Genomic DNA, 25,396 nt, shown 5'->3' with positions numbered 1-25,396 from the left:
CGGATACTGAAACACAATATGCCAGAATGAAGGATCGCGGGATGCGCACCCGTACGTGCGACGAACGCCCCGCCGGTCGAGGACCGTGGGGCGTTCCGAGGTCGGGTTCAGCGGGGCGGCGGCTCAGTCCGCGTGCGCTGCGACCACGTCGAGGACCGCGCGCCCGTAGCGCTCGAGCTTCGCGCCGCCGATGCCGGAGATCTCGCTGAGGGCGTCCTCGTCCGCCGGCTTCACCGCAGCGATCCCCCGCAGCGTCGCGTCGTTGAACACCACGTAGGCGGGGACCCCCTGCTCCCGGGCCTGCGCCGCACGCCAGGCACGCAGCGCCTCGAACAGGCCGAGCGCCTCCTGCGGCACGTCGGTGACCGCCTGACGTCGCACCCGTTGACTCCGCGGAGCCTTCACCGGGTCGCGACGCATCAGCACGCGCGTACGACCGCTCAGGACCTCGGCGCTCGTGGGGCTGAGGACGATCGTGCCGAAGCCGTCGCCCGACACCGCCGCGTAGCCCTGCGCCAGGAGCTGCCGGGCGACCGCACGCCACTCCCCCTCGCCCAGGTCGTTGCCGATGCCGAACGTGGCGAGGGAGTCGTGCCGCAGCTCCTGCACGCGGGGCGACTGCTTGCCGACCAGGATGTCCACGAGGTGCGCGACGCCGTACCGCTGGCCGCGCTCACGCTCCAGCCGGACCACGGTCGACAGGAACTTCTGCGCGGGCACCGTGCCGTCCCACGGCTCGGGCGGTGCGATGCAGGTGTCGCAGTTCCCGCAGGCCGTGGACTCCTGCCCGAAGTACGCCAGCAACCGCACCCGGCGGCACTCGATCGTCTCGCACAGCGCGAGCATGGCGTCGAGGTGGGCGCTGAGCTGCCGCCGGTGCGCCGCGTCGCCCTCGGACTGGTCGATCATCCGGCGCTGCTGCACGACGTCGTTCAACCCGTAGGCGAGCCACGCCGTCGAGGGCAGCCCGTCACGACCCGCACGTCCGGTCTCCTGGTAGTACCCCTCGACCGACTTCGGCAGGTCGAGGTGCGCCACGAACCGCACGTCGGGCTTGTCGATGCCCATGCCGAAGGCGATCGTCGCGACCATGACGATGCCGTCCTCGCGCAGGAACGTCGACTGGTTGCGCTCACGGACCTTCGCGTCGAGGCCGGCGTGGTACGGCAGCGCCGGGATCCCCTGGTCGGCGAGGGCGGCCGCGGTGCGTTCGACCGAGTTGCGGGACAGGCAGTAGACGATCCCGGCGTCGCCGCTGTGCTCGGTGCGGATGAACGTCAGCAGCTGCTGCAGCGCGCCGGTCTTCGGCTCGATGCGGTACTGGATGTTCGGCCGGTCGAAGTCGGCCACGAAGTGCGCGGCGTCGTCGAGCCCGAGTCGGCCGGAGATCTCGCGGTGGGTCTGCGGTGTCGCGGTCGCGGTGAGGGCGACGCGCGGCACCGTCGGCCAGCGCTCGTGCAGCACGCTCAGCTCGAGGTAGTCGGGGCGGAAGTCGTGGCCCCACTGGGCCACACAGTGTGCCTCGTCGATGGCGAACAGGGCGATGCGTGCGCGGTCGAGCAGGGATCGGGTCGACTCGAGTCGCAGGCGCTCGGGCGCGAGGTAGAGCATGTCGACCTCGCCGGAGACGACCGCCCGTTCGACCCGGGCGCGCTCGTCGGGGCCCTGGGTGGAGTTGAGGAACGCGGCGCGGACACCGTTGGCGGCGAGGGCGTCGACCTGGTCCTGCATGAGGGCGATGAGCGGCGAGACGACCACGCCGACGCCGTCACGGACGAGCGCGGGCACCTGGTAGCAGAGCGACTTGCCGCCACCGGTCGGCATGAGCACGAGCGCGTCGCCGCCGGAGACGACCTGGTCGATGATCGCGGCCTGCTCGCCGCGGAAGGCGTCGTACCCCCACACGCGGTGCAGGACGTCGAGCGCGGCAGCCCGCGACGGCGAGGTCGTGGTCGTCGTGCTCATGCACCCAGCCTACGAGCGCGGGGCGACACCCACCGTCTCGTCCACAGGCACCGCGTCGTCCGGGCCGGCCGCCGACGTGTCCCGGTCCGTCTCGGGACCGCGGGCCGGTGCGGCTGCCCAGCCCGTGCCTCCCGGCAGGGTCCACTGCCGACCGCCCGCCCAGACCGGAGCCGGACCGCGGAAGCGGGGCGCCTCGTGTCCCGGGAAGCGACGGTCGAGCCCCCGCCACCACGCGAGGAGCTCGATCATGCCCCAGAAGGCGAGCGAGGTCGCGAGCGTGACCAGGAAGCCACCCGCGGTGCCGTCCGAGGCGTCGAGGTCGACCTTCGACCAGCCGGGGGCCTGCAGCACGAAGATCATGATGTTGTTGAAGGCGTGCTGCAGGACGGTGGCCTCCATGCCGCCGGTCCGCAGCACGATGATCGCTGCGATCAGCCCGAACGAGCCGACGTCGAGGATGCCCCACACGTTGTAGCCGTTCGGGATGTGCCCCGCGGCGAACACGACCGTCGACACCGCGACGGCGACGACGACGCCGACGATCCGGACCGGGATCCACGACGCGATGGTCTGGATCAGGAAGCCGCGGAAGACGTACTCCTCCGCTGCACCCTGGAAGGGCACGAGCACCAGGACCATCACGATCGTGAAGGTCAGGGTGGCGGGCGAGACCGTCGACTGCCCGATGGCGTCGTGGTCCCAGCCGAAGCCGCCGTCGAACGAGAACATCCCCCACGTCTGCAGCAGGAACATCGGGATCGCGATGACGAGCGTGGGGAGCAGGCACCACAGCGTCCACCGCCAGCGCACTCGGAAACGCGTCGACGACAGGATGCCCGCCGGGCCGATCCGGGCGATCTTCACCGCGAGCAGGATGCCGGGCAGCAGCACCACGAGCGACAGCAGGGTCAGCGACAGGATGAGCGGGTCCGTGGGGTCGAGGGCGCCGCTCGTCAGGTCGTCCTGGAACCCGATCAGCCCCTCGGCGCCCTGCGTCGCACCGATCGGCACGAAGTACGCCACCGCGAGGACGATCTGCGTCACGACGTAGTACCCGACGAGGAACGCGAGCGCGACCAGCGGACGCCACCAGCGCCAACGGGCATCGACACGGGGCAGGCGGTGGTGGGGAACGCTCACCCGCGCAGGCTACCGGCACGGGCAGGATGGGAGCCGTGCTCTCCGTCCTGCTCGGCCTGACCGGTGCGGTCGTCTACGGGGCGGCCGACTTCCTCGGCGGCCTCGCCGCACGCCGGGTCCGGGCCGTGGTCGTCGCGGCCGCCGCTGCGGCGGTCGGGCTGGTCCCGCTCGGTGCCGGGGTGCCGCTCGTGGGCGCGACGTTCTCGACCGGCGCGGTGGTCGCGGGGACGGCCGCGGGTGTCTCCGGGTCCGTGGCGGTGCTGCTGCTGTACCGGGCGCTGGCCGTCGGCCCGATGAGCGTGCTGTCGCCCCTGACGGCGGTGTTCGCCGCGCTCACCCCGGTCGTCGTCGCGCTGCTGGGCGGGACGGTGCTGTCGTTCGCGGCGTCGGTCGCGCTCGTGGTCGCGGTGCTCGCGGTCGTGCTGGTCGCGGCGGTGCGGGACTCCTCGGGTGCGCGGGTGACCGCGGTCGGGGTGGCCACTGCAGCGGTGGCGGGGTGCGGGTTCGGCGGGATCGTGCTCGCGTACGACGCGGCACCCGGGGACGCCGGGGTCGCGACGCTCCTGGTCGGGCGGGTGGTGCAGACGGTGCTGCTCGGCGCCGTGGCGGTCGCGGTGGCGGCGCGGTCGGGGCCGGTGCGGCCGGCACGGTCCGGTCGGCCGGGAGGCACGGATCGCGTCGGTCCGCCGGCACCGGCCGCGCGGTCTGGCGCGGCTGACGCGAGGGCGGTGCGTCGACCGGGCCGGTCGCGCCGACCCGGCTCGTCGGGTCCGTCGCGGTGGCGGGGTCCGTTCCGCTGGCCGCGCTGGTCACGACCGACGGTGGTCGCCGTGGTGGCGTGCGGGGTGCTCGACGCCCTCGCGAACGCCTGCATCCAGGCGGCGCTGCACGTCGGCTCGGGCGACGCCACGCTCCCGGTGGTGAGCGTCCTCAACGCGCTGTACCCGATCGGCACGGTGGTGCTCGCCGGCGTCGTGCTGCGCGAACGGCTGACCGCGGTGCAGTGGACGGGGATCGTGCTCGCGTTCGTGGCCGCGGTCGGACTGGCGCAGGCCTAGCGCGCGTCGGGCGTCGGAGTCAGTCGTCGGGCGCCGGGCGCCGGGCGCCGGGCGTCGGGCGCCGGACGTCGGCCGTCGGCCGTCGGAGTCAGTCGTCGGGCGTCGGGCGCCGGGCGTCGGCCGTCGGCCGTCGGCCGTCGGAGTCAGTCGTCGGGCGTCGGGCGCCGGAGTCAGTCGTCGGCGATGAGGCGCTTGCCGAGCGAGACCGCGCGGTCCGGGGCGTAGCCGAGCGAGGCGTAGAACCCGAGGACCTGCTCGTTCCCCTCGCGCACCTGCACGTTGACCTTCGGGCAGCCGCGCTCGGTGAGCAGCCGTTCGAACTCGGCCATGAAGGCGCGACCGAGCCCGGAGCCCTGCAGGTCGGGACGGACGGCCAGGTAGTTCACCCAGCCGCGGTGCCCGTCGTACCCAGCCATGCCGACGCCGACGACCGTGCGCTCGTCGTCGTGCTCGGGCTGCTCGGGTTGGTCGGGCTGCTCGGCGACCAGGAAGAGCTCGGGCTGCTCGGCGACCTTCCGCGCGATGTCACGACGCGGGTCGTTCCATGGACGCAGCAACCCACAGGCTTCCCACAGGGCGACGACCGCCTCGGTGTCGTCGGGGCGGAACGGTCGGAACACCGGGGTCATCCGTCCACGCTAGCGGGACCCGTGGGCATCCACAGGTACGAGGACTCGTCACCTGTTCGTCGGCGTGGTCTGATAGACCTGTCCGACCACCCCATCCGGATCAGGAGCACCGTGACCGCACACGACACCGCCCCGACGCGCCGCTCGGCGCGCGAGGACGAGGCCACGCGGCCGCCACGACGCCCTCGACGCCGTCAGACCGTCGGCGGGGCGCTCGTCTCGCTGCTGGCCGAGCTCCTGATCATCGCCGGTGCCGGCACGGGCCTCTACGTGGTGTGGACCGCGTGGTGGACGGACGTCGTCGCCGTGAACGAGCAGACGAAGCTCGTCGACGACCTCGGGCAGCGCGCAGCGCCGAAGGTCGAGGGCTCGGAGCACCGGGGCGAAGCGCCCGTGCTCGCCGAACCGCCGGAGGTCACGAGCGTGTTCGGCACGATGCAGATCCCCCGCTTCGGCGCCGACTACCTCCGTCCGATCGGTGAGGGCACCGACCGCGAGCGCGTGCTCAACACGATCGGGCTCGGGCACTACCAGGACACCGCGATGCCGGGCGCCGAGGGCAACTTCGCCGTTGCCGGGCACCGCGTGACGTACGGCAAGCCGCTCAACCAGATCGCGGAGCTCAAGACCGACGACGCGATCGTCGTCCGGGTGACCGACGAGGAGAAGGACTTCGACGTCTGGTACGTCTACAAGGTCACCGACTCGCAGATCGTCACGCCGGACAAGATCGAGACGATCGCGCCGGTGCCGAACCAGCCGGGTGTCACGCCCTCGGCCGAGGACCGCTGGCTCACCCTGACCGCGTGCCACCCCATGTGGTCCGCCAAGGAGCGCTACGTGACCCACGCCAAGCTCGACTACTGGATGCCCGTCTCGGAGGGCACCCCCAAGGAACTCTCGGAGACGCCGAAGTGATCTTCCCGTTCGTCTGGCGGATCCTGCCCGGCCCTGCTGCCCTGAAGGTCCTCGAGCTGCTCGTGCTGCTCGCGGTGATCGTGTACGCGCTGTTCACGTGGGTCTTCCCGTGGATCGCCGCCGACATCCTGCCGCCGCCCGACGGCACGGTGGACGCGCCGCCGTCGCCCTGACCACAGCCGTCCGTCGACCGCCCGCGAGGTCCGCAGCGGCGGTCTGCGGTCCGACGTCTGCTGCCCGCTGCCCGCCGCCCGCTGCCCGCGCGGACCGTCAGACCGTGGTCGTGACCCGCGAGCCGCCCTCGGCGGTGCGCCGCACGGCGATGCGCTCGGGGATGCGCTGCTTGAGCTCCTCGACGTGGCTCACGATGCCGACCTGCCGTCCGCCGGCGGTCAGGCGTGCGAGTTGCCCGATGACGTCGTCCAGCGTCTCCGGGTCCAGCGTGCCGAACCCCTCGTCGACGAACAGGGTGCCGAGCGAGACCCCGCCGGCCTCGGCCTGCACGACGTCGGCGAGCCCGAGTGCCAGGCAGAGCGACACCGTGAAGGTCTCGCCGCCGGACAGGCTCCCCGGGGCGCGCCGGGTGTCGGTGGTGTGGTCGTGGACGGCCAGCGCGAGGCCGGTCCGGCGGGCCCGTGACCCGGCCTCGCGCTCGTCGGACGTCTCGAGGGTGAACCGCCCTCCGAGCATCCCCCGCAGCCGGTCGTTGGCTGCGGCGACGACGTCCTCGAAGCGCCGCATGAGCACGTAGGTACCGAGGGTGATCCCGCTCGGGTTCACGGCGGTGACACCGTTCGCGACGTCTGCCAGGCGGACCACGGCGCGGCTGCGTGCCGACGTGTCGTCGCGAGCACGGACGGCCCGGACCACCTCGGCGGCACAGCGGGCTGCGGCCTCCGACCGGTCGGACGCGGACACCGCCGCGCGGGTGGCCTCGTCCGCACGCTCGGCAGCGGCGACGGTCGCGGTGCGGGCGGCGTCCAGGTCGAGCGCGACGGTGGCCCCGGCGGCGGAGCCCTCGTCGGCGGCGGCCGCCACCACCGCCGGTTCGACGAGCCCGGCGTCGACGACGGCACGCTCCCGCTCGGCGGCGACGACCTCGGCCTGCAGCGCGGCCGAGGCATCCGGCTGGAGCAGTGCTGCCCGGGCCGCGTCGAGCGTGTCGAAGCCCTGCTCGGTCAGCGCCAGGTCGACCTCGGCGGACCGCTCGCGCACGGCCTGTGCCGCCGTCGTCGCCTGCGACTCGGCGACGGCGACCTCGTCGGCTCGTGCGACGAGGTCGTCGAGCTGCCGGACCAGCTGCGCGAGGGAGCGGTCGTCCGACGTCCCACCGATGCGGCCGTCGGTGTCGGCGGATGCGTCCCAGGAGCCCGCGGCGACGGTCGCTGCGCGCTGTCGGGCGTCCGTCACGGCAGCGGCGTCCTGGTCGAGCCGCGATCCCTCTGCCCCGCTCGTCGCCACGAGAACGGCGTGGTCGGCCTGCACGGTGTTGTGCTCGCGCTCGAGTGCCCGGGTCTCGTCGTCGTACGCCGTCCGCTGCCCCTCGACCTCGGCGACGCGGACTGCCGCAGCGTGGGCTGCCTGCACGCGGGCGTCGGCGGCCGCGGCTCGGGTCGCCAGGGCGTCGGCGTCCGTCTCCCCGACGGCGGCGCGCAGTCGTTCGAGGGCGGCACGCTCGACGGCGAGCGCGGACGCCGCCTCGGCGAGGGCGCCGTCGGCGACACGTGATGCGTCGGCGGCTTCGTCGACGGCGGCTGCGTCCGGGTGGTCGTCCTGCGGCAGGGCGACGTCCGGGTGCTCGAGCGCGCCGCACACGGGACAGGGGTCGCCCGGGACGAGTGCCGCGCCGAGTTCGCCCGCCAGTCCGGCGATGCGGCGGGTGCGCAGGGCCTGCTCGGTCCGCAGGAGCGCTTCGGCGCGGACGCGGCGGTCCGCCACCACCTGCTCCGCCCGGTGCACGGCGGCGGCTGCGGCGTCACGGGCGTCGAGGTCTGCGCGCAGCTGCCGGAGGCGCTCGACCTCGGCTCGGGCGGCCTCGGCGTCGCCCGCGGCGGTGGCCGCGGTCCGGGCTTCCTCGACGAGCGCGGCCCGACCGGCGGGACGCGCCTCGAGCGCACGGTCGAGCTCGGCCACCCGTCGGACGAGCAGTGCGGCCCGGTCGGCGGCGTCCGTGCGGGCCCGTCGGCGGTCGTCGAGCGTGGCCTCGACCGCGACGAGGTGCCGGACCGCCGCGACGCAGGTGGCCAGGTCGGTGCGGCGTGCGGCGGTGTCGACGTCCGACGGGACACCGAGGCGCGCACGGAGGTCGTGCGCTCGGCGACGGTGCTCGTCAGCACGGGAACGGGCGGCGTCGAGCCCCTGTGCCGGCGTCGTGACCCGGACGGCCCGTTCGGCGAGCGCGAGCCGGGCGCGGGCGGCCTCGACCCGGGGTGCGGCGTCGTCGAGGGCGCGGCGACGATCGAGGAGCACGGCACGTCGCGCCCTGGCCTGCAGTCGCGCGGCCACGTCGTGCTCGTGCACCCGGGCGCGTTCCGCCGCCGCGACCGCCTCGGTGCGATCTGCTGCGGTCGCCGTGGCCACGGCGCGCAGCGCGTCGAGGGTCCCCGGCACCGAGGCCTCGTCGGCGTCGACGACACCGGCGGCCTGGGCGAAGCGGCTCAGCGCGTCCCGCACCCGGGCGTCGGCGGACTCCACCTCGGCCTGGACCTCTCGGCGGCGGGCGGCGAGCTCGTCCGCCGTGCGGTCGTAGACCTGGGTGCCGAAGAGCGACTGCAGGAGCTTCCGGCGGTCCTCGCCCGGTGCCCGGAGGAAGCGAGCGAACTCGCCCTGCGGGAGCACGACCGTCTGCAGGAACTGTGCACGGTCGAGTCCGACGACCCGAGCGACCTCGAGCCCGATCTCCGGGATCCGCGAGGACACCGGCTCACCGACGACGTCGCCGGAGTGTGCGAGCCGGAAGAGCTGCGCCGACGCCTGCTGTCGCACCGTCCCTGCGCCGCGCTGCTTCGGCCGGTCGTACTGCGGCGTCCGGCGGACCCGGTACACGCCGGCACCGGTCTCGAACACGAGCTCCACGAAGGGTTCCACCCCGGGGTCGGCGTGCTGGCTGTGCAGGCGGTCGTGCGTCGATCCCTCGCCCGCGAGCCCGCCGTACAGGGCGAACACCACGGCGTCGATGATGGTCGACTTGCCGGAGCCGGTCGGGCCCTCGAGCAGGAACACCCCGGAGGCGGCGAGCGCCGCGAAGTCGATCGTCACGAGTTCGGGGTAGGGCCCGATCGCCCGGAGTTCGAGTCGGTGCAGGTACATCAGCGCCCCCGGTCGTCGTGCATCGCGAGGACCGCTGCCTCGTACGCCTCGGTCAGGACCGCGCGGTCGTCGTCGCCCGGCGTCGCGCCGGTGGCGAACGCGACGAAGTCGGCCGCGACCTCGACCGGGTCCGAGGTCGCCGTGACCGCCCGCGCCGCCTGCCGGTCGGGGCGGTCGGCGGGCTCGTGCGTGATCGCCAGCGCGTGCGGGAAGTGGTCCTTCACCCGGGCGTAGAGCCGCTCGGGGTGGACGGTGTCGGTGACCGCGACGCGGACCCAGGCGTCGGCGTCCGCGCGGTGCGCGCCGGACTCGATCGCCTCCATGCTCGTCCGGACGTCGACCAGGCGCCGGGGCACGGGAGCGGGTACCAGCTCCACCGAGACCCCACCGTCGGCCGCCAGTTCGACGAGGGTGACGCTCTTGCGCTGCTGCCGTTCCCCGAACGAGAACGCGAGCGGGGACCCGGCGTACCGGATGCGGTCCCCCGCGCCCACGCGCTGCGCTCCGTGCAGGTGTCCGAGCGCGACGTAGTCGATGCCGTCGAAGACCGAGGCGGCGACCTGGTCGACCCCGCCGACCCGGATGTCCTGTTCGCTGTCGCTCGGAGCAGCCCCGCCGACGAAGGCGTGCGCGACGACGACGCTGCGGGTGCCCGGGCGCTCGGCGAGGTCTGCTCGGATCCGTGCGGTGCCTGCGCCGACGACCGCCTGGTGGGACCGGGCGAGGGGCTCGTCCGGCACGTCCGCGAGGGCGTAGCGCGTCAGGTCGGGGTGCAGGTACGGGATCCCGTACACGGCGACGGGGCCGTGCTCGTCGTCGAGCAGCACCGGCGTGCGGATGCCCGTCGGCTCCGCCAGGATCCGCACGCGGTCGTGCATGACCCCCGCGCCGAAGCCGAGCCGCGCGGCGGAGTCGTGGTTGCCCGGGGTCAGCACGACCGTCGCCGTCTCGGCCAGGCGTTCGAGCGTCCGCGAGAGCAGCCGGACGGCGTCGACCGGCGGGATCGCACGGTCGTAGACGTCGCCGGCGATGACGACCAGGTCGACCGCGCGGTCGCGGACGGTCTCGACGAGGAAGTCCGCGAAGGTCGACTGGTGTCCGAGCAGGTCCGCACCGAGCAGCGTGCGGCCGAGGTGCCAGTCGCCGGTGTGGAGGATCCGCATGCCGCCACGGTAGCGGCGGCCGGGGACATCACCCGCGAGCCCGTGCCGCCCTGTGGAGGACCGGCGCGTGCCGCTGCCCGTGCAGGAACGTCAGCGCACGCAGCTCGTGCCGGAGACGAGCCCGAGCCCGAGGAGCGACGTGAACTGGATGGGCACCCCTGCGCTCTGCGTCGACGTCCAGGCACCCGGCGCGGCGGCGTTGGTCTGCACCTGCACGGTGCGCCTCGTGCCCAGGGCGAGCGCACTGCTGAGCTTGACGGTCGCGCTCCGCGCCTGGCCGTCGGCTGTCGTCGCGAGCACCGCCCCGGTCTCGTCGGTCACGGTGAACGACTTCGGCGGGTCCCCGGCGTACGACCAGCCGATCACGACCGAGCCGTTGCTCGAGTCCGTACACGAGAGGGTCGTGACGACCGGTACGGTCCCGGCGGTGAGCTGGACGGCCGTGCCGGTGGTCCGACCGAACGGTGCAGCATCGGCCTGCGTCGGCACGAGCACGGCGCTCGCCCCGACCACGACGGCGACGAGCCCGAGGACCCCGGTCTGGCCCACGCGAGGGACACGCTGCACGGCCGCGCGGCGTGCGGCGCGGCCGCGCTCGTCGACGTGGCGCGGGACGGGACGTGACGACCGGCGGTCCGGGACGCTGTGAGCACCCACCGCGGGCGGCGCTGCGGAGGCGATCAGTGCCTCCCGGCCGCCGTCGCCCGTGGGCCCGCCGCTGCCCGCGTGCCCACCGTCGCCGCGGTGCCGCGGACCGCGTCGACGGAGCGGAGCGTCGACCGTGCAGAGCAGGAGCACCGCGACGAGCGCGAGGGCGACGGTGCCGACCTCGACCCAGCGGCCCTCACGGACCCAGAGCACCGGGGTGGAGACGGACGGCACCCGCAGGAAGCCGACCCCGTGCACGGCGGAACGCTCGATCGGCGTCGAGTCGACCTGCGGGTTCGCGTCGCCCTTCGTGACGACGGTGCCGTCCGGGCCGGGTTCGACGAACCGGTGCATCCGCAGGTGTCCCGGCTGGTCGGGGTCGTCGGCGAGCAGGATCTGCCCGGGCCGGATCTCCGCCGGAGCGACCGGTCGCGACACCACGACGTCGCCCGGCGCGAGGCGCGGTGCCATCGACCCGGTCATCACGGTGGTGGGGTGCCAGCCGAGGAGCGCCGGAGCGGCCGACCACAGCGCGAGCCCGAGGAGCGTCGCGACGACGGCCCGGGCCGCGGTCGCGACGACGACACGCCCCCAGTCGACGACGTCGTGGAGCACGTCGTGCGGGGTGTGACCACCGTGCACTGCGATGCTGACCATGACTGCCTTCGACCGGGGGCGTGGTGACGGGCGGGGTGCCCTGCTAGTTGTTCTGGGCCTCCCAGGTGAGACCGATCTGGGCGTTGGTGCCCTGCGCCGCGTTCGGGGTGTTCGCGGAGACGGTGTACGTGACCCTGTAGACCCGGGTCTCGCTGGCGGCACCGGTCGTGGTCCACGCACCGAGGCCCGAGGCGAAGTTCGTCGCCTGCGTCCCGAGGGTCGGGAGCGTGTTCTCGAAGAGGGTCCCGCCGGTCGCTGCGGGGGTGAAGCCCGAGCACGACGAGAAGCCGCCGCCGGTGCCCTGCTCGATCTTGATCGTGGTGTTCTGTGCGAGCACGCTCGAGGTCGACGGCGAGGTCGCGTAGAGCTTCACGGTCGACGGCAGCGACCCGGTGGAGGTCACGGTGATGCACTTGCTGTCGACGGAGCCGGGCTTGAGGTTCGCAGCGGTGAAGAGCGCGGTGTTCGCGTCGTCGTCCGACAGCGCGACGGTGCCGGCGGTCCAGTTGCTGGTGGGGTTCGTGGTGGTGGCCGAGAAGGCCGAGTACGAGGCGGTCGACACGACGACGCCCGAGGCGACGAGGGCGGCGGGCACGGCGATCCAGGCGGCGAGACGGGCGGCGCGAGGGGACACACGGGACATGGTTGTCCTCCGGAGGAGAGATTCTGATCGGTGGTGGCTCCGGACCCGCGGTGGTTGGTCGCGCTACGGTGCCTGTGTACTACGGCGATCAAGCTACTTGTCGAACGTGTTGATGACAAGAGAAGCAATGACCCCATTGTTGGGGGGTGTCTCAATCGTTGAGATACTTGTTGCATGGACCTCTGACCCGGGTCCGCCCGCGTCCCGTCGATCGCCGCCGCGATCACCACCCGAGAAGAGCCACCCCGTGACGGACACCTCCCCCGCCCTGCCTCCCCTGACCGTCACGACCGGCCTCCCCCCGGCCCCGGTCTCCCCCGACGTCGAGATCGACCTCGAGAGCGACCTCGCGATCGGCGACCCGGCACCGGCGCACCGTGTCGGCACGGCCGCGGACGACGCCGGGCTCGCACGGATGATCGCGGCCTTCCGGGTCCTGCAGGTCCGGCACGCTCGGGTCCTCGCGCACGAGAGCGCCGCGCAGGGCCTCGGTATCACCGACACGCGCTTCCTGGTGCACCTCGCGGCATCGGAGGGGCAGGCGACGACACCGAAGCAGGCCGGCGACGTCCTCGAGCTGAGCACCGGTGCGATGACCTCGCTGCTCGACCGGCTCGAGCGCCACGGGCACCTCGAACGGCGCCCGAACCCGGGCGACCGGCGGAGCATCCTCGTGCACCTGACGCCGTCGGGCGCAGCCGTCGCACGGGCCGTCAGCGCCGCGTACGCCTCGGCCTTCAGCGAGGCCGTCCCCGCCACCGAGCGGAACGGCGTCGCGGCTGCCCTCGAGGCCATCGGCGCAGCGCTCGACCGGCGGCACCGCGCGGCCACCGCCCGCTGAGCGCGGACCGGGGCCCTGGAGCAGGGCCCGCACCCGCCGCGTAGCGTCGGCCGCATGACCCCTGCCGAACTCCTCACCGAAGCGTTCTCCCGCGTCCCCGAGACGGTCGAGCGTGCGCTCGACGGTCTGTCCGCGGACCAGCTCGCCGCTCGCCCGGCGGCCGGCGCGAACACCCTCGCGTGGCTCGCCTGGCACATCGCTCGCGGGCAGGACGCGCAGGTCGCCGACCTCGCCGGCTCCGAGCAGGTCTGGACCGCGGACGGCTGGGTCGATCGGTTCGACCTGCCGTTCCCGGCCGACGCGCTCGGGTACGGGATGTCGCGCGACGACGTCGGTCGCGTGCGCGCCTCGGCGGACCTGTTGAACGGCTACCTCCGCGCGGTCCACGAGCGGACGGTCGCGTACGTCGCGACGCTGGCGCCGGAGGACCTCGACGCCGTCGTCGACGACGCCTGGGACCCGCCGGTGACCCGCGGCGCACGGCTCGTCAGCATCCTCGACGACTGCACGCAGCACGCCGGCCAGGCCGGCTACGTGCGCGGCCTGCTCTTCTTCAGCCGCTGACCCCTTCCGGACGGACGGGAGGCACGGTGCCAGCTGGCTCCGTGCCTCCCGTCGGTCGAGGTGGTCGCGTCTAGCGCGCCGCGAGCTCCGCGACGATGCCGTCGCCGGGGGCGGCCTGCACGAGGTCCGCCTCGATCTCGGCGTTCTCGAGGATGCCCTCGATCTTCCGGACGCGGCCACGCGGGACGAGCGTGACGACGGTGCCCTCCTTGCCGGCACGGCCGGTGCGGCCGGAGCGGTGCATGTACGCCTTGTAGTCGTCCGGGGCGTCCGCCTGCACGACGAGCGACACGTCGTCGACGTGGATGCCGCGCGCCGCGACGTCCGTCGCGACGAGGACGTTCACCCGGCCGCTCGTGAGCAGCTGCAGGTTGCGCGTGCGGCGCGACTGGTTGAGGTCACCGTGGAGCGAGGTCGCCCGGATGCCGGCGTCCTCGAACTGGTCGGCCAGGCGCTCGGCGTAGGCCCGGGTGCGGGCGAAGACGATCGTCTTGCCGTCGCCGGCGACGAGCTCCTCGAGCACCTGGTCCTTCTGGCGCTGCTCGACGACCAGCACGCGGTGGTCGATGGTCGAGGACGCCTGGTCCTCGCCGGCGACCTCGTGGACGCTCGGCTCGTGCAGGAACTCGGACACGAGCGACGCCACCTGGGCGTCGAGCGTGGCGCTGAACAGGAGCTTCTGGGCGCGGTTGCCCTGCGGGGTGACCTCGGCGGTCGCGGAGAGGATCTCGCGCACCGGCTCGAGGAACCCGAGGTCGCACATGTGGTCGGCCTCGTCGAGCACGGAGACGACGACCTCGCTGAGGTCGAGCTTCCCCTTGTTCATGAGGTCCTGCACCCGGCCGGGCGTGCCGACGATGATGTCGACGCCGCGCTCGAGGGCACCCTCCTGGCGGCCGTAGGGCACACCGCCGTAGATCTGCGTCGTGAAGAGGCCCACCGAACGGGCGATCGGCTGCACCGTGCGGTCGATCTGCAGGGCGAGCTCACGGGTCGGGGCGAGGATGAGCGCACGCGGGGCGCGGCCCATCTTGCGCTTCGTGCCGCCGCCGTGCTCCATGAGCTTCTCGACCAGGGGCGCACCGAACGCGATCGTCTTGCCGGAACCGGTGCGGCCACGGCCGAGGACGTCCTTGCCGGACAGCACGTCGGGGATCGTCGCCGCCTGGATCGGGAACGGGGCCGTGGCACCCATCTCGGCCAGGGCGCGGGAGATGTTGCCGCCGATGCCGAGGTCGGCGAAGGTCACGCCCTCGACGTCGGCCGCGACGGTCGCCTCGGCCTGGAGCTTCTCGAGCTTGACGTCGTCCGCGGGGACGTAGGCCGGGCGTGAGTCGTCGCGGTCGCGGCGGGGCGCGCGGTCGTCGTCGGAGGAGCGGCGCTGCGGGCGGTCGTCGCGGTCGAACCGGCGCGGGGCACGGTCGTCACGGTCGAAGCGACGCGGGGCACGGTCGTCACGGTCGAACGACCGGCGCTGCGGACGGTCGTCGCGGTCGGGGCGTCGGGCACCACGGTCGTCGTCACGACGGGGAGCGCGGTCGTCGCGGTCGAACCGGCGCGGGGCACGGTCGTCACGGTCGAACCGACGAGCACCACGGTCGTCATCGCGACGGGGGGCACGGTCGTCACGATCGAACCGACGCGGGGCACGGTCGTCGTCACGACGGGGGGCACGGTCGTCACGATCGAACCGACGCGGGGCACGGTCGTCGCGGTCGAACCGACGCGGGGCACGGTCGTCATCGCGACGGGGAGCGCGGTCGTCGCGATCGAACCGACGCGGAGCACGGTCGTCACGGTCGAATCGACGCGGGGCACGGTCGTCATCACGACGGGGAGCGCGGTCGTCGCGGTCGAACCGACGCGGAGCACGGTCGTCGCGGTCGAACCGACGAGCACCACGGTCGTCCTCACGACGAGGGGCACGGTCGTCACGGTCGAACCGACGCGGAGCACGGTCGTCGCGGTCGTGGCCACGACCACCACGGTCACGGTCGAACCCGCGTCCGCCGCGGTCGTCACGGCGCTGGCCGCCGTCGCGCGGCTCCCAGTTCGGGCGAGCCGGGCGCTCGCCCTGCGATGCGCGGCCGCGACGCTCCTCGGCGTCCCAGCGCTGCTTCTGCCGCGGCTGGGCCGGGTCGGCGGCGCGGTACCCGCGGTGCTTGCTGCTGCGAGCGGCGGGCGTGCCGTTCGCGTGGCGGACTCGGTCGTCGGCACGCTGACGCGCGCCCTTGTCGTACGGGGCCATTGCTACTTTCCGGGGTGCAGACGTCCCACAGCGCCCGGCAGCGACATCGGCGGGGGCTCTTCAGCGGGGAGGGGGTTCTTCCCGTCGCGGATCGACGTGAATCCAGCCCTCGAGCGCACACACACCCAAACGAGACCCGCGGTCACATACCGCGGTGCCGAAGGCCGACCGATCGAGTCTACGTGACACGAGCCCGCCTGGCCAGCCCCGATCGACCGGCTACCGGCCGCGCGCGGGCCGTCGGCCGCGGGGCGGAGGGGTGCCGGGCCTCCAGACCGTGAGCGGGATCAGGACTCCGCGAGCCGCCGTCGCTGCTCGGCCACGTCGAAGTCGGCGGCGGGCCAGGTGAGCTGGAGGTCCTCGAGCGCGCGGAGCAGGAGCTGCTGCACGGCGAGTCGGGCGTACCACTTGCGGTTCGCGGGGACGACGTACCAGGGTGCCCGGGCCGTCGAGGTGCGCTCGAACACCGTCTGGTACGCCTGCTGGTACTCGTCCCACAGCAGACGCTCGTCGATGTCGCCCGGGGTGAACTTCCAGTGCTTGTCGGGGCGGTCCAGCCGGTCGCCGAGGCGCTCGCGCTGCTCGTCCTTCGAGATGTGCAGCATGACCTTGACGATCGTCGTGCCCTGCTCGACCAGACGGTCCTCGAAGTCGACGATCGCGCCGTACCGACGCTCGATCTCCTCGGGCGGGGCGAACGCGCGCACCTTCTGGACGAGGACGTCCTCGTAGTGGGATCGGTCGAACACACCGAGCTGCCCCGCCGCGGGGAGCTGCCGTTCGATGCGCCAGAGGAAGTCGTGCTCGCGCTCCTCGGCGGTGGGCACCCCGAAGCCCGCGTAGTGGACGCCGTTCGGGTCGACCGCGCCGACGACGTGCGAGACGATGCCGCCCTTGCCCGCGGTGTCCATCGCCTGCAGCACGAGGAGCACACGACGCTGGTCGCCGGCGGTGCTCGCGGCGTGCAGGCGTTCCTGCAGGGCGGCGAGGCGGTCGGCACCGGCGGCGAGGGCCTCGAGCCCGTCGATCTTGCGGCCGGGGAAGCCCGGCGTGCCGTCGGGGTCGACGCGGTCGAGGCGGAAACCCTCCTCGACGCGGAGCAGCGGTTCGGGGTCGGTGTTCCAGGCCTTGCGACGGCTCACGGGTCCTCCTGCGGGTCTCGTGCCCATCCTGGCACCCGGCGGATCCCGGCGTCCCTGGCGAGATCGGGCGTACCTGGCGAGATCGGGCGGCCCGGGCGCCCGGTGACTTCGGGTGGACCTGGCGAGATCGGGCACACCTGGTCGATCTGTTCGACCAGGTACGCCCGGGACGACCAGGTACGCCCGGGACGACCAGGTATGCCCGGGACGACCAGGTATGCACGGGACGACCAGGTACGCCCGGTTCGACCAGGTACGCCCGGCTCGGCCGCGGGGAGGAGCCCACTCGTCCGGACGGCGGACGCAGCGCCGAGCGGGCGGGATTAGCGTGGACGTCGATGAAGACCGGCCGCACCCTGCTCGCGCTCCTCACCGCGCTCGTGGCGACGGCCGTGCTCGGGTCGTGCAGCGGCACACCGGCGGGCGACCGTGACGACGTCGTCACCGCCGACCCCGTGATCTACCCGCTGTCGCTGCGCTACCCCGGCATCGAGGTCGTCGCCGACGTGCCCTACGGTCGGGAACCGCTGCAGCGCCTCGACGTGTGCCTGCCGCCCGACAGCGCACCGGACACCACGGCGACCCCGACGGCCCCGACGTCGACGCCAGCGACGCCGGCCGGTGACGCCACTGCGCGCGCGGACGCACGGGACACCCGTGCTGCCGGCGGCCGACCGGCCGTGATGCTCGTCCACGGGGGCAGCTGGTCGCACGGTGACAAGGCGACCGCCGCCTACCGGGCGGTGTGCCAGTACCTGGCGTCCGAGGGCTTCGTCACCGTGAACGTGGACTACCGCCTCGCACCGACGGACCCGTTCCCGGCGGGGCTCGACGACGTCCGCCGAGCGCTCGACTGGGTGTTCCGACCCGCGACGCTGGGGACCTACGACATCGACCCGGACCGCGTCGGGCTCTTCGGCGGCAGCGCGGGAGGCAACCTCGTGGCGATGCTCGCGGTGACCGACCACGAGTCGGCCGCGTGGGCCGCCGGTGACCGCATCCGCGCGGTCGTCGACCTCAGCGGTCCGACCGACCTCACGACGCGGTCGACCGAGCCGGACGGGGTGTCGGCGTCGTTCCAGCGGAAGCAGCTGCTCTACCTCGGTTGCCGGGACTACACGACGTGCCCGGCGGCACGGGCGGCCTCGCCGGGGTACCACGTCACCGACGAGACCGCTCCGTTCTTCGTGGGGCACTCCACCGACGAGTTCATCCCGCTGTGGGAGTCGCAGGAGTTCGTCGCCACCCTGCGCGAGCACGACGTCCCCGTGACGTTCGTCGCGGTCGAGGGGACGGCGCACTCGATCGCCCAGCTCGACCGGGCGATGAGCGAGCGGGTGGTGGCGTTCCTCCGCGACCGTCTCCGCTGACGGGTCCGGCCGGGCCGTGCCCCGTGCGGGTGGCACCCGGACTCGGGTGTGCGGGGGCTGGGGCGTCCGCGCACACTCGAGGGGTGACCGACACCACGAGCCGTCCCGCGCGCCCCGTCACCGAGTGGCCCACCCGGACCTCCGTCCGGACGTACGCGGAGCTGCTGCTCGGGCTGTCGTTCGCCGCCGCCGTGGCCTTCGGCGGATACTCGGCGGCCACCGGCCACATGGCGATCGCCGCCCAGGGTGCCGCCGTCGTGTTCCTCGTGACCCTGACCTGCGTGCTCGTGTCGTGGTTCCGGCAGGTCGACGCGGAGGAGTCCGGCACCCGCGACTGACGCGGGTCTCGGGCATCCGGACCCCGGCGTCCGCCGTCTGACGCCCAACACCCAGCGCCCGCGGTCCGGCGCCCTCGGTCCGGCACCCGCGACTGACGCCTCGAGCGTCGGGACCCCGGCGCCCGGTGTCAGTGCTCTGCTGCCGCCTCCCGCTCCGCCCGCCGGTCGGCCCGGCGTTCCCGGAAGCCCTCCACCACCGAGTACAGCGCCGGCAGCACGACGAGGGTCAACAGCGTCGAGGACACCAGACCGCCGATCACCACCAGGGCGAGCGGCTGCGAGATGAAGCCCGACTTCCCCGTCAGCCCGACCGCCATCGGCAGCAGCGCGAAGATCGTCGCGAGCGCCGTCATGAGGATCGGCCGGAGTCGGCGGGTCGCTCCCTCGATCAGTGCCTCGCGGACGCGGAGCCCCCGGCGGCGGTACTGGTTGACGAGGTCGATGAGCACGATCGCGTTCGTGACGACGATGCCGACGAGCATGAGCAGACCGATGAGCGACGCGACCCCGAGCGGGATGCCCGTGACGATCTGCAGGAGCAGCGCACCGGTCGCCGCGAACGGCACCGAGAGCAGCAGCAGGATCGGCTGCAGCAGGCTCCGGAAGGTCGCGACCATGATCACGTAGACGATCAGGATCGCGACGAGCACGGCGAGCAGCAGCTGGCTGAACGCCGACGACTGGCTCGACGCCACACCGCCGATCGTCGCCGACGCACCCTTCGGCAGGTCGAGGGCATCGACGGCCGTCGTGACGTTCTGCACCGCCTGTCCGAGGTTCGTCGAGTCGGGCGTGACCGTGATGGTCGCCGTGCGGACGGCGTTCGACGTGGTGATGGTGGTCGGACCGTCGGACTGCTCGACCGTCGCGACGTCGGTCAGCGGAACCTCGCCGCTCGCGGTCGGGATCGACAGCGACTTCAGCGCGTCGATGGTGGTCGGCGGCTCCGGGTCGGCGATGTAGACGTCGAGGGTGGCGTCGTCGATCTCGACGCTGCCGGTGTCCCGCGGCGAGACCGCAGCGGCGACGATCCCGCCGACCTGGGTCTCGGTGAGCCCGCGCTCGGCGGCCTTCGTCCGGTCGACCCGGACGGCCAGGTACGGCTCGGCGGCGGACAGGTTGCTCGACGCCGCGGTGGTGCCGTCGACACCGCGCATCTCGGTGAGGACCTTCTCCGCCGCGGTCTGCAGCTCGGCCTGGGTCGGCGCGGTGACGTCCACCTCGATGTCGCTCGACCCGCCGAAGCCGCCACCGGCGCTCGACAGGCTGACCTCACCGACGCCGTCGATCCGCTCGATGCGGTCACGGGCCTCGGACTGGATCGTCGTCTGGTCCACCCCGGCGTCGGTCGTGACGTTGTACTGCACGGAGGCAGATGCGCCGCCGCCGAACGCGGCCTGGATGGACTGGCCGCTCGACCCGATCGTGGTCTGCACGGTCTCGACACCGGAGACGTCCTGCAGCACCCGCTCGACCTTGCGCGCGGCGTCCGACTGCTCGTCGAGACTGGTGCCCGGCTCGAGGTCCTGCGTCACGGTGAAGGTGTTCTGCCCGGAGTCGCCGAGGTAGTTCGTCTTGACGAAGGGCACGGCCGCTGCGGTGCCGCCGAGGACGACCAGGGCGAGCACGAGGACGAGCGCCGGGCGGCCGACCGCCCAGCGGAGGACGGGCAGGTACCCGCGACGCAGCCGGTCGGACGTCCCGGCGTCGTGCAGGTCGTCGGCCGAGGTCAGCGCCCCGGTCGACGTCGGTCCAGCCGCCCCGGACGCAGCCGACACCGGTGCCGACGAGCTCGCGGGCACGGTCTCGGTCGACCCGGTCTCGGTCGTTCCGGTGGTCGGCACCGCCGCGTGCCGGTGCGTCTTCGGCGCCCGGAGCCACCAGTACGCGAGCACGGGCACGATCGTCAGCGACACGAACAGCGACGCGAGCAACGCCATCGTGACCGTGAGCGCGAAGGGCCGGAACAGCTCGCCGACGAGCTCGGCGACGAACGCGACCGGCAGGAAGACCGCAACGGTCGTGAGCGTCGAGGCGGTGACCGCCCCGGCGACCTCGCGCACGCCGTCGAGCACCGCCCGCCCGCGGTCGACGCCGGGTTGCAGGTGCCGTTTGATGTTCTCGATGACGACGATCGAGTCGTCGACCACGCGGCCGATCGCGATGGTGAGCGCGGCGAGCGTGATGATGTTGAGGGTGTAGCCGGCGGCCTGCATGCCGATCGCGGCGAGCAGCACCGAGGTCGGGATCGAGATCGCGGTCACCAGCGTCGACCGCCACGACAGCAGGAACACCAGGATGACGACGACCGCGAACCCGAGGCCGAGCAGGCCCTCCTCCGCCAGGGAGTCGATGGACTGCTGGATGTAGGGCGCCTGGTCGAACACCACGGTGAACTGCGGGTCGCCGGTGACCTTGGCCTCGATGCCGGGCAGTGCGGCCTTCACCGTCTCGGAGACGTCGACGGTGTTCGCCTCCTGCGTCTTCGTGATCGCGATGGTCAGCGCGGTCTTGCCGTCGACGCGGCTGATCGAGGTGCGCGGCGACTCCTCGATCTGCACCGTCGCGACGTCACCGAGCGAGGTCGGCGTGGAGGCGGTGCTCCCGCCCGCACCGCCGGTCGCGGTCGTCCCGGTGCCGGTCGCACCGGTCTGGCCCTGGCCCGCGGCCGTCCCGCCCGCGGTGCCGTCCCCGGAACCCGCGGAGCCGGTGGCCGTGCCGGTGCTGCCGGGAGCGCCCGCGGCACTGCCGGAGTCCGTCGCAGCACCGCCCGCGGACGATCCACCGGTCGACGAGCCGGACGACCCGGACCCGCTCGACGCCGTCAGGGGCAGCCCGCGGATGTCGTCGAGCGACGCGATGCGCTGCCCGGTCTGCACCGAGAGGGTCGTGCCGTCCTGCGTGATCGTGCCACCGGGGATCAGCGTGCCGTTGTCGTCGAGGGCGTCCGAGATCGACTGCGTCGTGAGCCCCCGTGCCGCGAGCTCGTCCTCGTCCGGGGTGATCACGATGCGGCGGCCGGGGTTGCCGAAGACGTCGGCCTGCCGCACGCCGTCGAGCTTCTCGAGGTCGGGCACCGCCGTGGCGTTCAGCCGGTCGACGAGCTGCTCCTGGTTGCCCGAGGCGGTGACGGCGAGCTGCAGCACGGGCAGGTCGTCGAAGGACCCGGTGACGATCTGGGTCTGCACGGTGTCCGGCAGCGACAGGGCGTTCACCGCGGTCTGGATCTTGTCCTCGGCGCTGGCCAGGTTCGACCCGTAGTCGAACGAGGCGGACACCACGCTCTGCCCGGTCGAGGAGGTCGCACTCGTCGACTCGAGGTTCGGCACGACCTGGATGGCCTGCTCGATCTTCGTCGAGACATCGTTCGACACGACCTCCGGCGTCGCGCCGGGGTAGGCGCTGACGATCGCCACCTGGGGGAACTGGACGCTCGGGATGAGCTCCTGCTTGAGGTTCGTCAGGGCGACGCCGCCGAACACCGCGACGACGATCGTGACGAGCGCGATGAGGGCGCGGTTCCGGAGGCTGAAGACCGAGAGGAGGTGCACGTGCCGATCCTCGCAGTTCCACCTGCGAACCAGACCGCCCGGCGCAGGTCCGTGGACGAACGTGCACCTGTGGACGACCGGGCGTTCAGACCACCGCGGCGAGCGACCCCCGGGCGCCTGCTGCCTCGCCACCGATCCGCGACCACGCGCGCCCGAGCACGTCGACCAGGCGCTCCCGGTCCGCCGCGGCCGTCGTCCAGGGCACCCGGAGGAACCGCTCGAACCCGCCGTCGGGGCCGAACACCCCACCCGATGCCAGGAGCACCCCCTCGGCCCGCGCGGCCAGGACGAGTGCGCTCGACACCGGACGGCCGAGCCCGACCCACGTCGTCAACCCGCCTGCCGGCGACGGGACGTCCCACTCGGGCAGCCGGGCGCGCAGGCCGGCCACGAGCTCGTCGCGACCGGCGCGCAGGAAGGTGCGCCGCCCCTCCAGGACGGCCGCCGTGCGCGGCACGAGCTCGCGCGCGACGAGCTGGTCGAGGACCGGCGTGCCGAGGTCGCCCGTCGGGCGGGCGAGCAGCAGGCGCTGGAGGAGCTCCGGTGCGGCCCGGACCCAACCGATGCGCAGGCCGCCCCAGAAGACCTTCGCGGCGGAGCCGATCATCACGACCGAGGCGCCCGACGGGTCGGCCGCGGCGAGCGGCGGCGCGGGGTCCCCGTCGATGCGGAGCTCCCCCATCGTCTCGTCGGCGACCACGGTCGTGCCGGTCGTCGCGGCGACGTCGAGCAGCAGCCGCCGGGTGTCCGCCGTCATGGTCGCCCCGGTCGGGTTGTGGAGCTCGGGCATGACGTAGGCGACCGCCGGGGCCGTCCGGCGCAGGGTCGTCTCGAGCGCTGCCGCGTCCCAGCCGGCGCGGGCGTCGACGGGCACGCCGACGAGTCGGGCACCGGCCTCGCGGAAGGCCTCGTGCGCGTGCGGGTACGTCGGCGACTCGACGAGCACGGTGTCGCCGCGGCGCACGAGCACGCGGGCGAGCAGTGCGATCGCGTGCTGGGCACCGATCGTGACGACCACCTGTGAGGGGTCGGTGGGCAACCCGCGCTCGGTGTACCGGTCCGCGATCGCTGCGCGGAGCCCGGGGTCACCGACGGTGTCGTAGCCGATGCCGGCGAGCGCGGCGGGCACGGACCGGACCGCCCGCTCGACGGCGTCGGCGACCTCGGGTGCGGCGTGCAGGGCGGCCTTCCGCAGGTCGAGCAGGTCCCCGGGCACCACGCCGCCGAGTCGCTCGGGGTCGGGCCGACCGGCCAGGTCGCGCGGCAGGTGCACGACGCTGCCGGACCCGCGCAGCGACACCACGAACCCGTCGTCCCGCAGCCGGGCGTAGGCGTTCGCGACGGTCGTCCGGGAGACGCCGAGGGCCTCGGCGAGCCCGCGTTCGGCGGGCAACCGGACGCCCAGCGGCACCCGGCCGTCGATGACGAGCACGCGGACGGCGTCGGACAGGGCCTCGTACGCGGGGGCGTCGGTGCCGTCCCGCCAGTCGGCGAGCAGGAGGGCGGCGGCACGGGCGCTGAGGGAGACCGGGGGCACGGGGCCACGCTAGCCCGATTGGCTCTCGACGGCCAGGCCAATCCGGCGGGAGCATCGGTGCATGCGCCGCTCCACCGCCCTCGTGCTCCGCTCCGTCCAGCTCGCCGTCGGGCTCTTCCTCTACGGCGCCTCGACCGCGCTGCAGGTCCGCGCCGTGGTCGGCGTCGGATCGTGGACGGTCCTGACGCAGGGCCTGGAGAACGTGCTGCCCTGGTCGTTCGGCGTCATCACCGTGGCGTCGAGCGTCGTCATCCTGCTGCTCTGGATCCCGCTCCGCCAGAAGCCCGGCATCGGCACGCTCTGCAACGTGCTGGCGATCGGCCCGTCGGCCGACCTGGTGCTGTGGCTCGTTCCGGAGCCCGACGGCCTGGTCCCCCGGATCCTGCTGTTCGCCGCGGGGCTCGCGCTGCTCGCCGTCGCGACGGCCTGCTACATCGGCGCCGGGCTCGGCACCGGTGCCCGGGACGGCCTGATGGTCGGCGTGCACGAGCGGTTCGGCTGGCCGCTGTGGCTCGCCCGCACGGTCATCGAGGTCACCGTCGTCGTGGTGGGGTGGCTCCTCGGCGGCGACGTCGGGGTCGGCACGGTGGTCGCGGCGTTCGCGATCGGCCCGATGGTGCAGCCGCTCATGCCGCTCTTCCGCCGCCTGCCGTGGTCCCGGCAACGCCAGGGCAGCACCCCTGGTGGCGGCGCACCGACTGCGGCTAGGGTCGCGCCATGCGACTCGGAGTGTCCTCCTACAGCTACGCCCGCTCGCTCCAGCGCGGTGCACTGACGATCCTCGACGTCGTCGACCGGGTCGCCGACGCCGGTGGCGAGCACCTCGAGATCGCCGCGGGCGGGTTCGGCGACGACCTCCCCCGGCAGCCCGAGCTCGTCGACCGGTTGCGCGAGCACGCCGCCGCCCGCGGGATCGGGCTCGCGAACCACGTGATCGGTGCGGACTTCTCGGACCCGGCGACCGTCGACGCCGAGGTCGCCCGCGTCCACGATCACCTCGACGTCGCACACCGGCTCGGGATCACGCACCTCCGCCACGACGTCGTCCCCTGGGCCTGGCGGGACGCCGACCACGCGGAGTTCGAGCGGGTGCTCGCGCAGGTGGTGCCGGTCTGCCGCGCGGTCGCCGAGCACGCCGCGACGCTCGGCATCACGACGATGGTCGAGAACCACGGCTTCGCCTTCAACGACAGCGAGCGGATCCTGCGACTGGTGCACGAGGTCGACCACCCGGGCTTCCGCGCGCTGCTCGACGTCGGCAACTTCGTCTGCCTCGACGACGACCCGCTGCGCGCGGTGCAGCGGGTGCTGCCGGTCGCGGCGGTCGTGCACCTCAAGGACTTCCTGGTGCGCGAGACCCCGCCGGCGGCCGACGGGTGGCTCACCACGCTGGCCGGTCGCGCCGTCCTCGGCACGGTGGTCGGGCACGGCGACCTGCCGCTCGGACGGATCGTCGAGCGGATCGTCGCCAGCGGGTTCGACGGGCCGGTGTCGATCGAGTTCGAGGGACTCGAGGACGACGTCGACGCGGTCGAGCGCGGACTCGCGAACGCACGCCGCCTGTGGGCGGCGGCCGGTGGCTCCTGACGCGACCGCCCGGCGGTCGGGCCGCACCCGCTGACGGCCTGGAGGCGCGGCACCGGCCGGCACCGCGCCTCCAGGCCGTCAGCGGGTC

The 25,396-nt window shown here is 73.6% G+C and carries 20 protein-coding genes; 9 read left to right on the top strand and 11 right to left on the bottom strand.

Translation table 11 applies throughout. The annotated features are described in order from the left end of the window. Positions 1–123 precede the first annotated feature (123 nt). Together recQ and NI26_RS02975 are read right to left on the bottom strand one after the other, a co-directional pair. Positions 124–1,965 (bottom strand): DNA helicase RecQ, encoded by a 1,842-nt coding sequence (gene recQ / locus NI26_RS02980; RefSeq protein ID WP_066652214.1) that lies wholly within the window; start codon positions 1,963–1,965, stop codon positions 124–126. A gap of 9 nt (positions 1,966–1,974) precedes the next feature. Continuing rightward, entirely contained in the window at positions 1,975–3,105 is a 1,131-nt protein-coding gene (locus NI26_RS02975; RefSeq protein ID WP_066652212.1) for a CPBP family intramembrane glutamic endopeptidase, read from the bottom strand. Positions 3,106–3,140: 35 nt separating this feature from the next. On the opposite strand from NI26_RS02975, the gene NI26_RS02970 reads away from it, so the two are divergent. Further along, positions 3,141–4,163 carry an EamA family transporter gene (locus NI26_RS02970; protein ID WP_066652211.1) on the top strand — a complete coding sequence of 341 codons (1,023 nt, stop codon included), beginning with the start codon at positions 3,141–3,143 and terminating at the stop codon, positions 4,161–4,163. Positions 4,164–4,333: 170 nt separating this feature from the next. Here the strand turns inward: NI26_RS02970 and NI26_RS02965 are convergent, their stop codons facing one another. Then, positions 4,334–4,792 (bottom strand): GNAT family acetyltransferase, encoded by a 459-nt coding sequence (locus NI26_RS02965; RefSeq protein WP_066652210.1) that lies wholly within the window; start codon positions 4,790–4,792, stop codon positions 4,334–4,336. Between the two features lie 111 nt (positions 4,793–4,903). Between NI26_RS02965 and NI26_RS02960 the strand changes: the two genes are divergently transcribed. Next, positions 4,904–5,710, top strand: coding sequence for a class E sortase (locus NI26_RS02960; RefSeq protein ID WP_235426468.1), 807 nt, complete (start codon positions 4,904–4,906; stop codon positions 5,708–5,710). Beyond that, positions 5,707–5,883 (top strand): hypothetical protein, encoded by a 177-nt coding sequence (locus NI26_RS16760; protein ID WP_158407726.1) that lies wholly within the window; start codon positions 5,707–5,709, stop codon positions 5,881–5,883. The genes NI26_RS02960 and NI26_RS16760 overlap by 4 nt, the downstream gene beginning before the upstream one ends. 97 nt (positions 5,884–5,980) lie before the next feature. Here the strand turns inward: NI26_RS16760 and NI26_RS02955 are convergent, their stop codons facing one another. From NI26_RS02955 to NI26_RS02940, 4 genes are all read right to left on the bottom strand, one after another. Further along, the gene (locus tag NI26_RS02955) at positions 5,981–9,019 is read right to left on the bottom strand and encodes an AAA family ATPase (RefSeq protein WP_066652208.1); all 3,039 of its coding nucleotides are present in this window, start codon (positions 9,017–9,019) and stop codon (positions 5,981–5,983) included. Then, a complete protein-coding gene (locus NI26_RS02950; protein WP_066652206.1) occupies positions 9,019–10,182 on the bottom strand; it encodes a metallophosphoesterase family protein in 1,164 nt (387 codons plus the stop codon). The genes NI26_RS02955 and NI26_RS02950 overlap by 1 nt, the downstream gene beginning before the upstream one ends. Before the next feature lie 90 nt (positions 10,183–10,272). Continuing rightward, entirely contained in the window at positions 10,273–11,487 is a 1,215-nt protein-coding gene (locus tag NI26_RS02945; RefSeq protein ID WP_066652203.1) for a S24/S26 family peptidase, read from the bottom strand. Between the two features lie 43 nt (positions 11,488–11,530). Further along, on the bottom strand, positions 11,531–12,130 hold the full coding sequence (locus NI26_RS02940) for a hypothetical protein (RefSeq protein ID WP_066652201.1): 600 nt from the start codon (positions 12,128–12,130) through the stop codon (positions 11,531–11,533). Positions 12,131–12,377: 247 nt separating this feature from the next. On the opposite strand from NI26_RS02940, the gene NI26_RS02935 reads away from it, so the two are divergent. Continuing rightward, positions 12,378–12,971: a MarR family transcriptional regulator gene (locus NI26_RS02935; protein WP_066652199.1), complete on the top strand. Its 594-nt coding sequence runs from the start codon at positions 12,378–12,380 to the stop codon at positions 12,969–12,971. A gap of 54 nt (positions 12,972–13,025) precedes the next feature. Then, positions 13,026–13,535 carry a mycothiol transferase gene (locus tag NI26_RS02930; protein WP_066652197.1) on the top strand — a complete coding sequence of 170 codons (510 nt, stop codon included), beginning with the start codon at positions 13,026–13,028 and terminating at the stop codon, positions 13,533–13,535. Positions 13,536–13,605: 70 nt separating this feature from the next. Here the strand turns inward: NI26_RS02930 and NI26_RS02925 are convergent, their stop codons facing one another. Both NI26_RS02925 and NI26_RS02920 read right to left on the bottom strand, forming a co-directional pair. Beyond that, positions 13,606–15,783, bottom strand: coding sequence for a DEAD/DEAH box helicase (locus tag NI26_RS02925; protein WP_066652195.1), 2,178 nt, complete (start codon positions 15,781–15,783; stop codon positions 13,606–13,608). 287 nt (positions 15,784–16,070) lie between these two features. Next, entirely contained in the window at positions 16,071–16,952 is an 882-nt protein-coding gene (locus NI26_RS02920; RefSeq protein WP_081984632.1) for a PPK2 family polyphosphate kinase, read from the bottom strand. A gap of 311 nt (positions 16,953–17,263) precedes the next feature. Here NI26_RS02920 and NI26_RS02915 point away from each other — a divergent pair, with 311 nt between their 5' ends. Together NI26_RS02915 and NI26_RS02910 are read left to right on the top strand one after the other, a co-directional pair. Beyond that, on the top strand, positions 17,264–18,295 hold the full coding sequence (locus tag NI26_RS02915; RefSeq protein ID WP_066652193.1) for an alpha/beta hydrolase: 1,032 nt from the start codon (positions 17,264–17,266) through the stop codon (positions 18,293–18,295). Between the two features lie 83 nt (positions 18,296–18,378). After that, the gene (locus NI26_RS02910; protein WP_066652192.1) at positions 18,379–18,633 is read left to right on the top strand and encodes a hypothetical protein; all 255 of its coding nucleotides are present in this window, start codon (positions 18,379–18,381) and stop codon (positions 18,631–18,633) included. Positions 18,634–18,761: 128 nt separating this feature from the next. Here the strand turns inward: NI26_RS02910 and NI26_RS02905 are convergent, their stop codons facing one another. After that, on the bottom strand, positions 18,762–22,184 hold the full coding sequence (locus NI26_RS02905; protein ID WP_066652191.1) for an efflux RND transporter permease subunit: 3,423 nt from the start codon (positions 22,182–22,184) through the stop codon (positions 18,762–18,764). Positions 22,185–22,269: 85 nt separating this feature from the next. Beyond that, positions 22,270–23,721 carry a MocR-like transcription factor YczR gene (gene yczR, locus NI26_RS02900; protein ID WP_066652190.1) on the bottom strand — a complete coding sequence of 484 codons (1,452 nt, stop codon included), beginning with the start codon at positions 23,719–23,721 and terminating at the stop codon, positions 22,270–22,272. Positions 23,722–23,782: 61 nt separating this feature from the next. On the opposite strand from yczR, the gene yczE reads away from it, so the two are divergent. Together yczE and NI26_RS02890 are read left to right on the top strand one after the other, a co-directional pair. Next, complete coding sequence (yczE, locus tag NI26_RS02895) at positions 23,783–24,496, top strand: membrane protein YczE (protein WP_200884130.1); 714 nt, start codon at positions 23,783–23,785, stop codon at positions 24,494–24,496. Continuing rightward, positions 24,439–25,308 (top strand): sugar phosphate isomerase/epimerase family protein, encoded by an 870-nt coding sequence (locus tag NI26_RS02890; RefSeq protein ID WP_081984628.1) that lies wholly within the window; start codon positions 24,439–24,441, stop codon positions 25,306–25,308. Before yczE ends, NI26_RS02890 begins: the two co-directional genes overlap by 58 nt. Positions 25,309–25,396 lie beyond the last annotated feature (88 nt).

Source organism: Curtobacterium sp. MR_MD2014 (genome assembly GCF_000772085.1).
Taxonomy (GTDB): domain Bacteria; phylum Actinomycetota; class Actinomycetes; order Actinomycetales; family Microbacteriaceae; genus Curtobacterium.
This window is presented reverse-complemented; position numbering and strand designations above follow the sequence as displayed.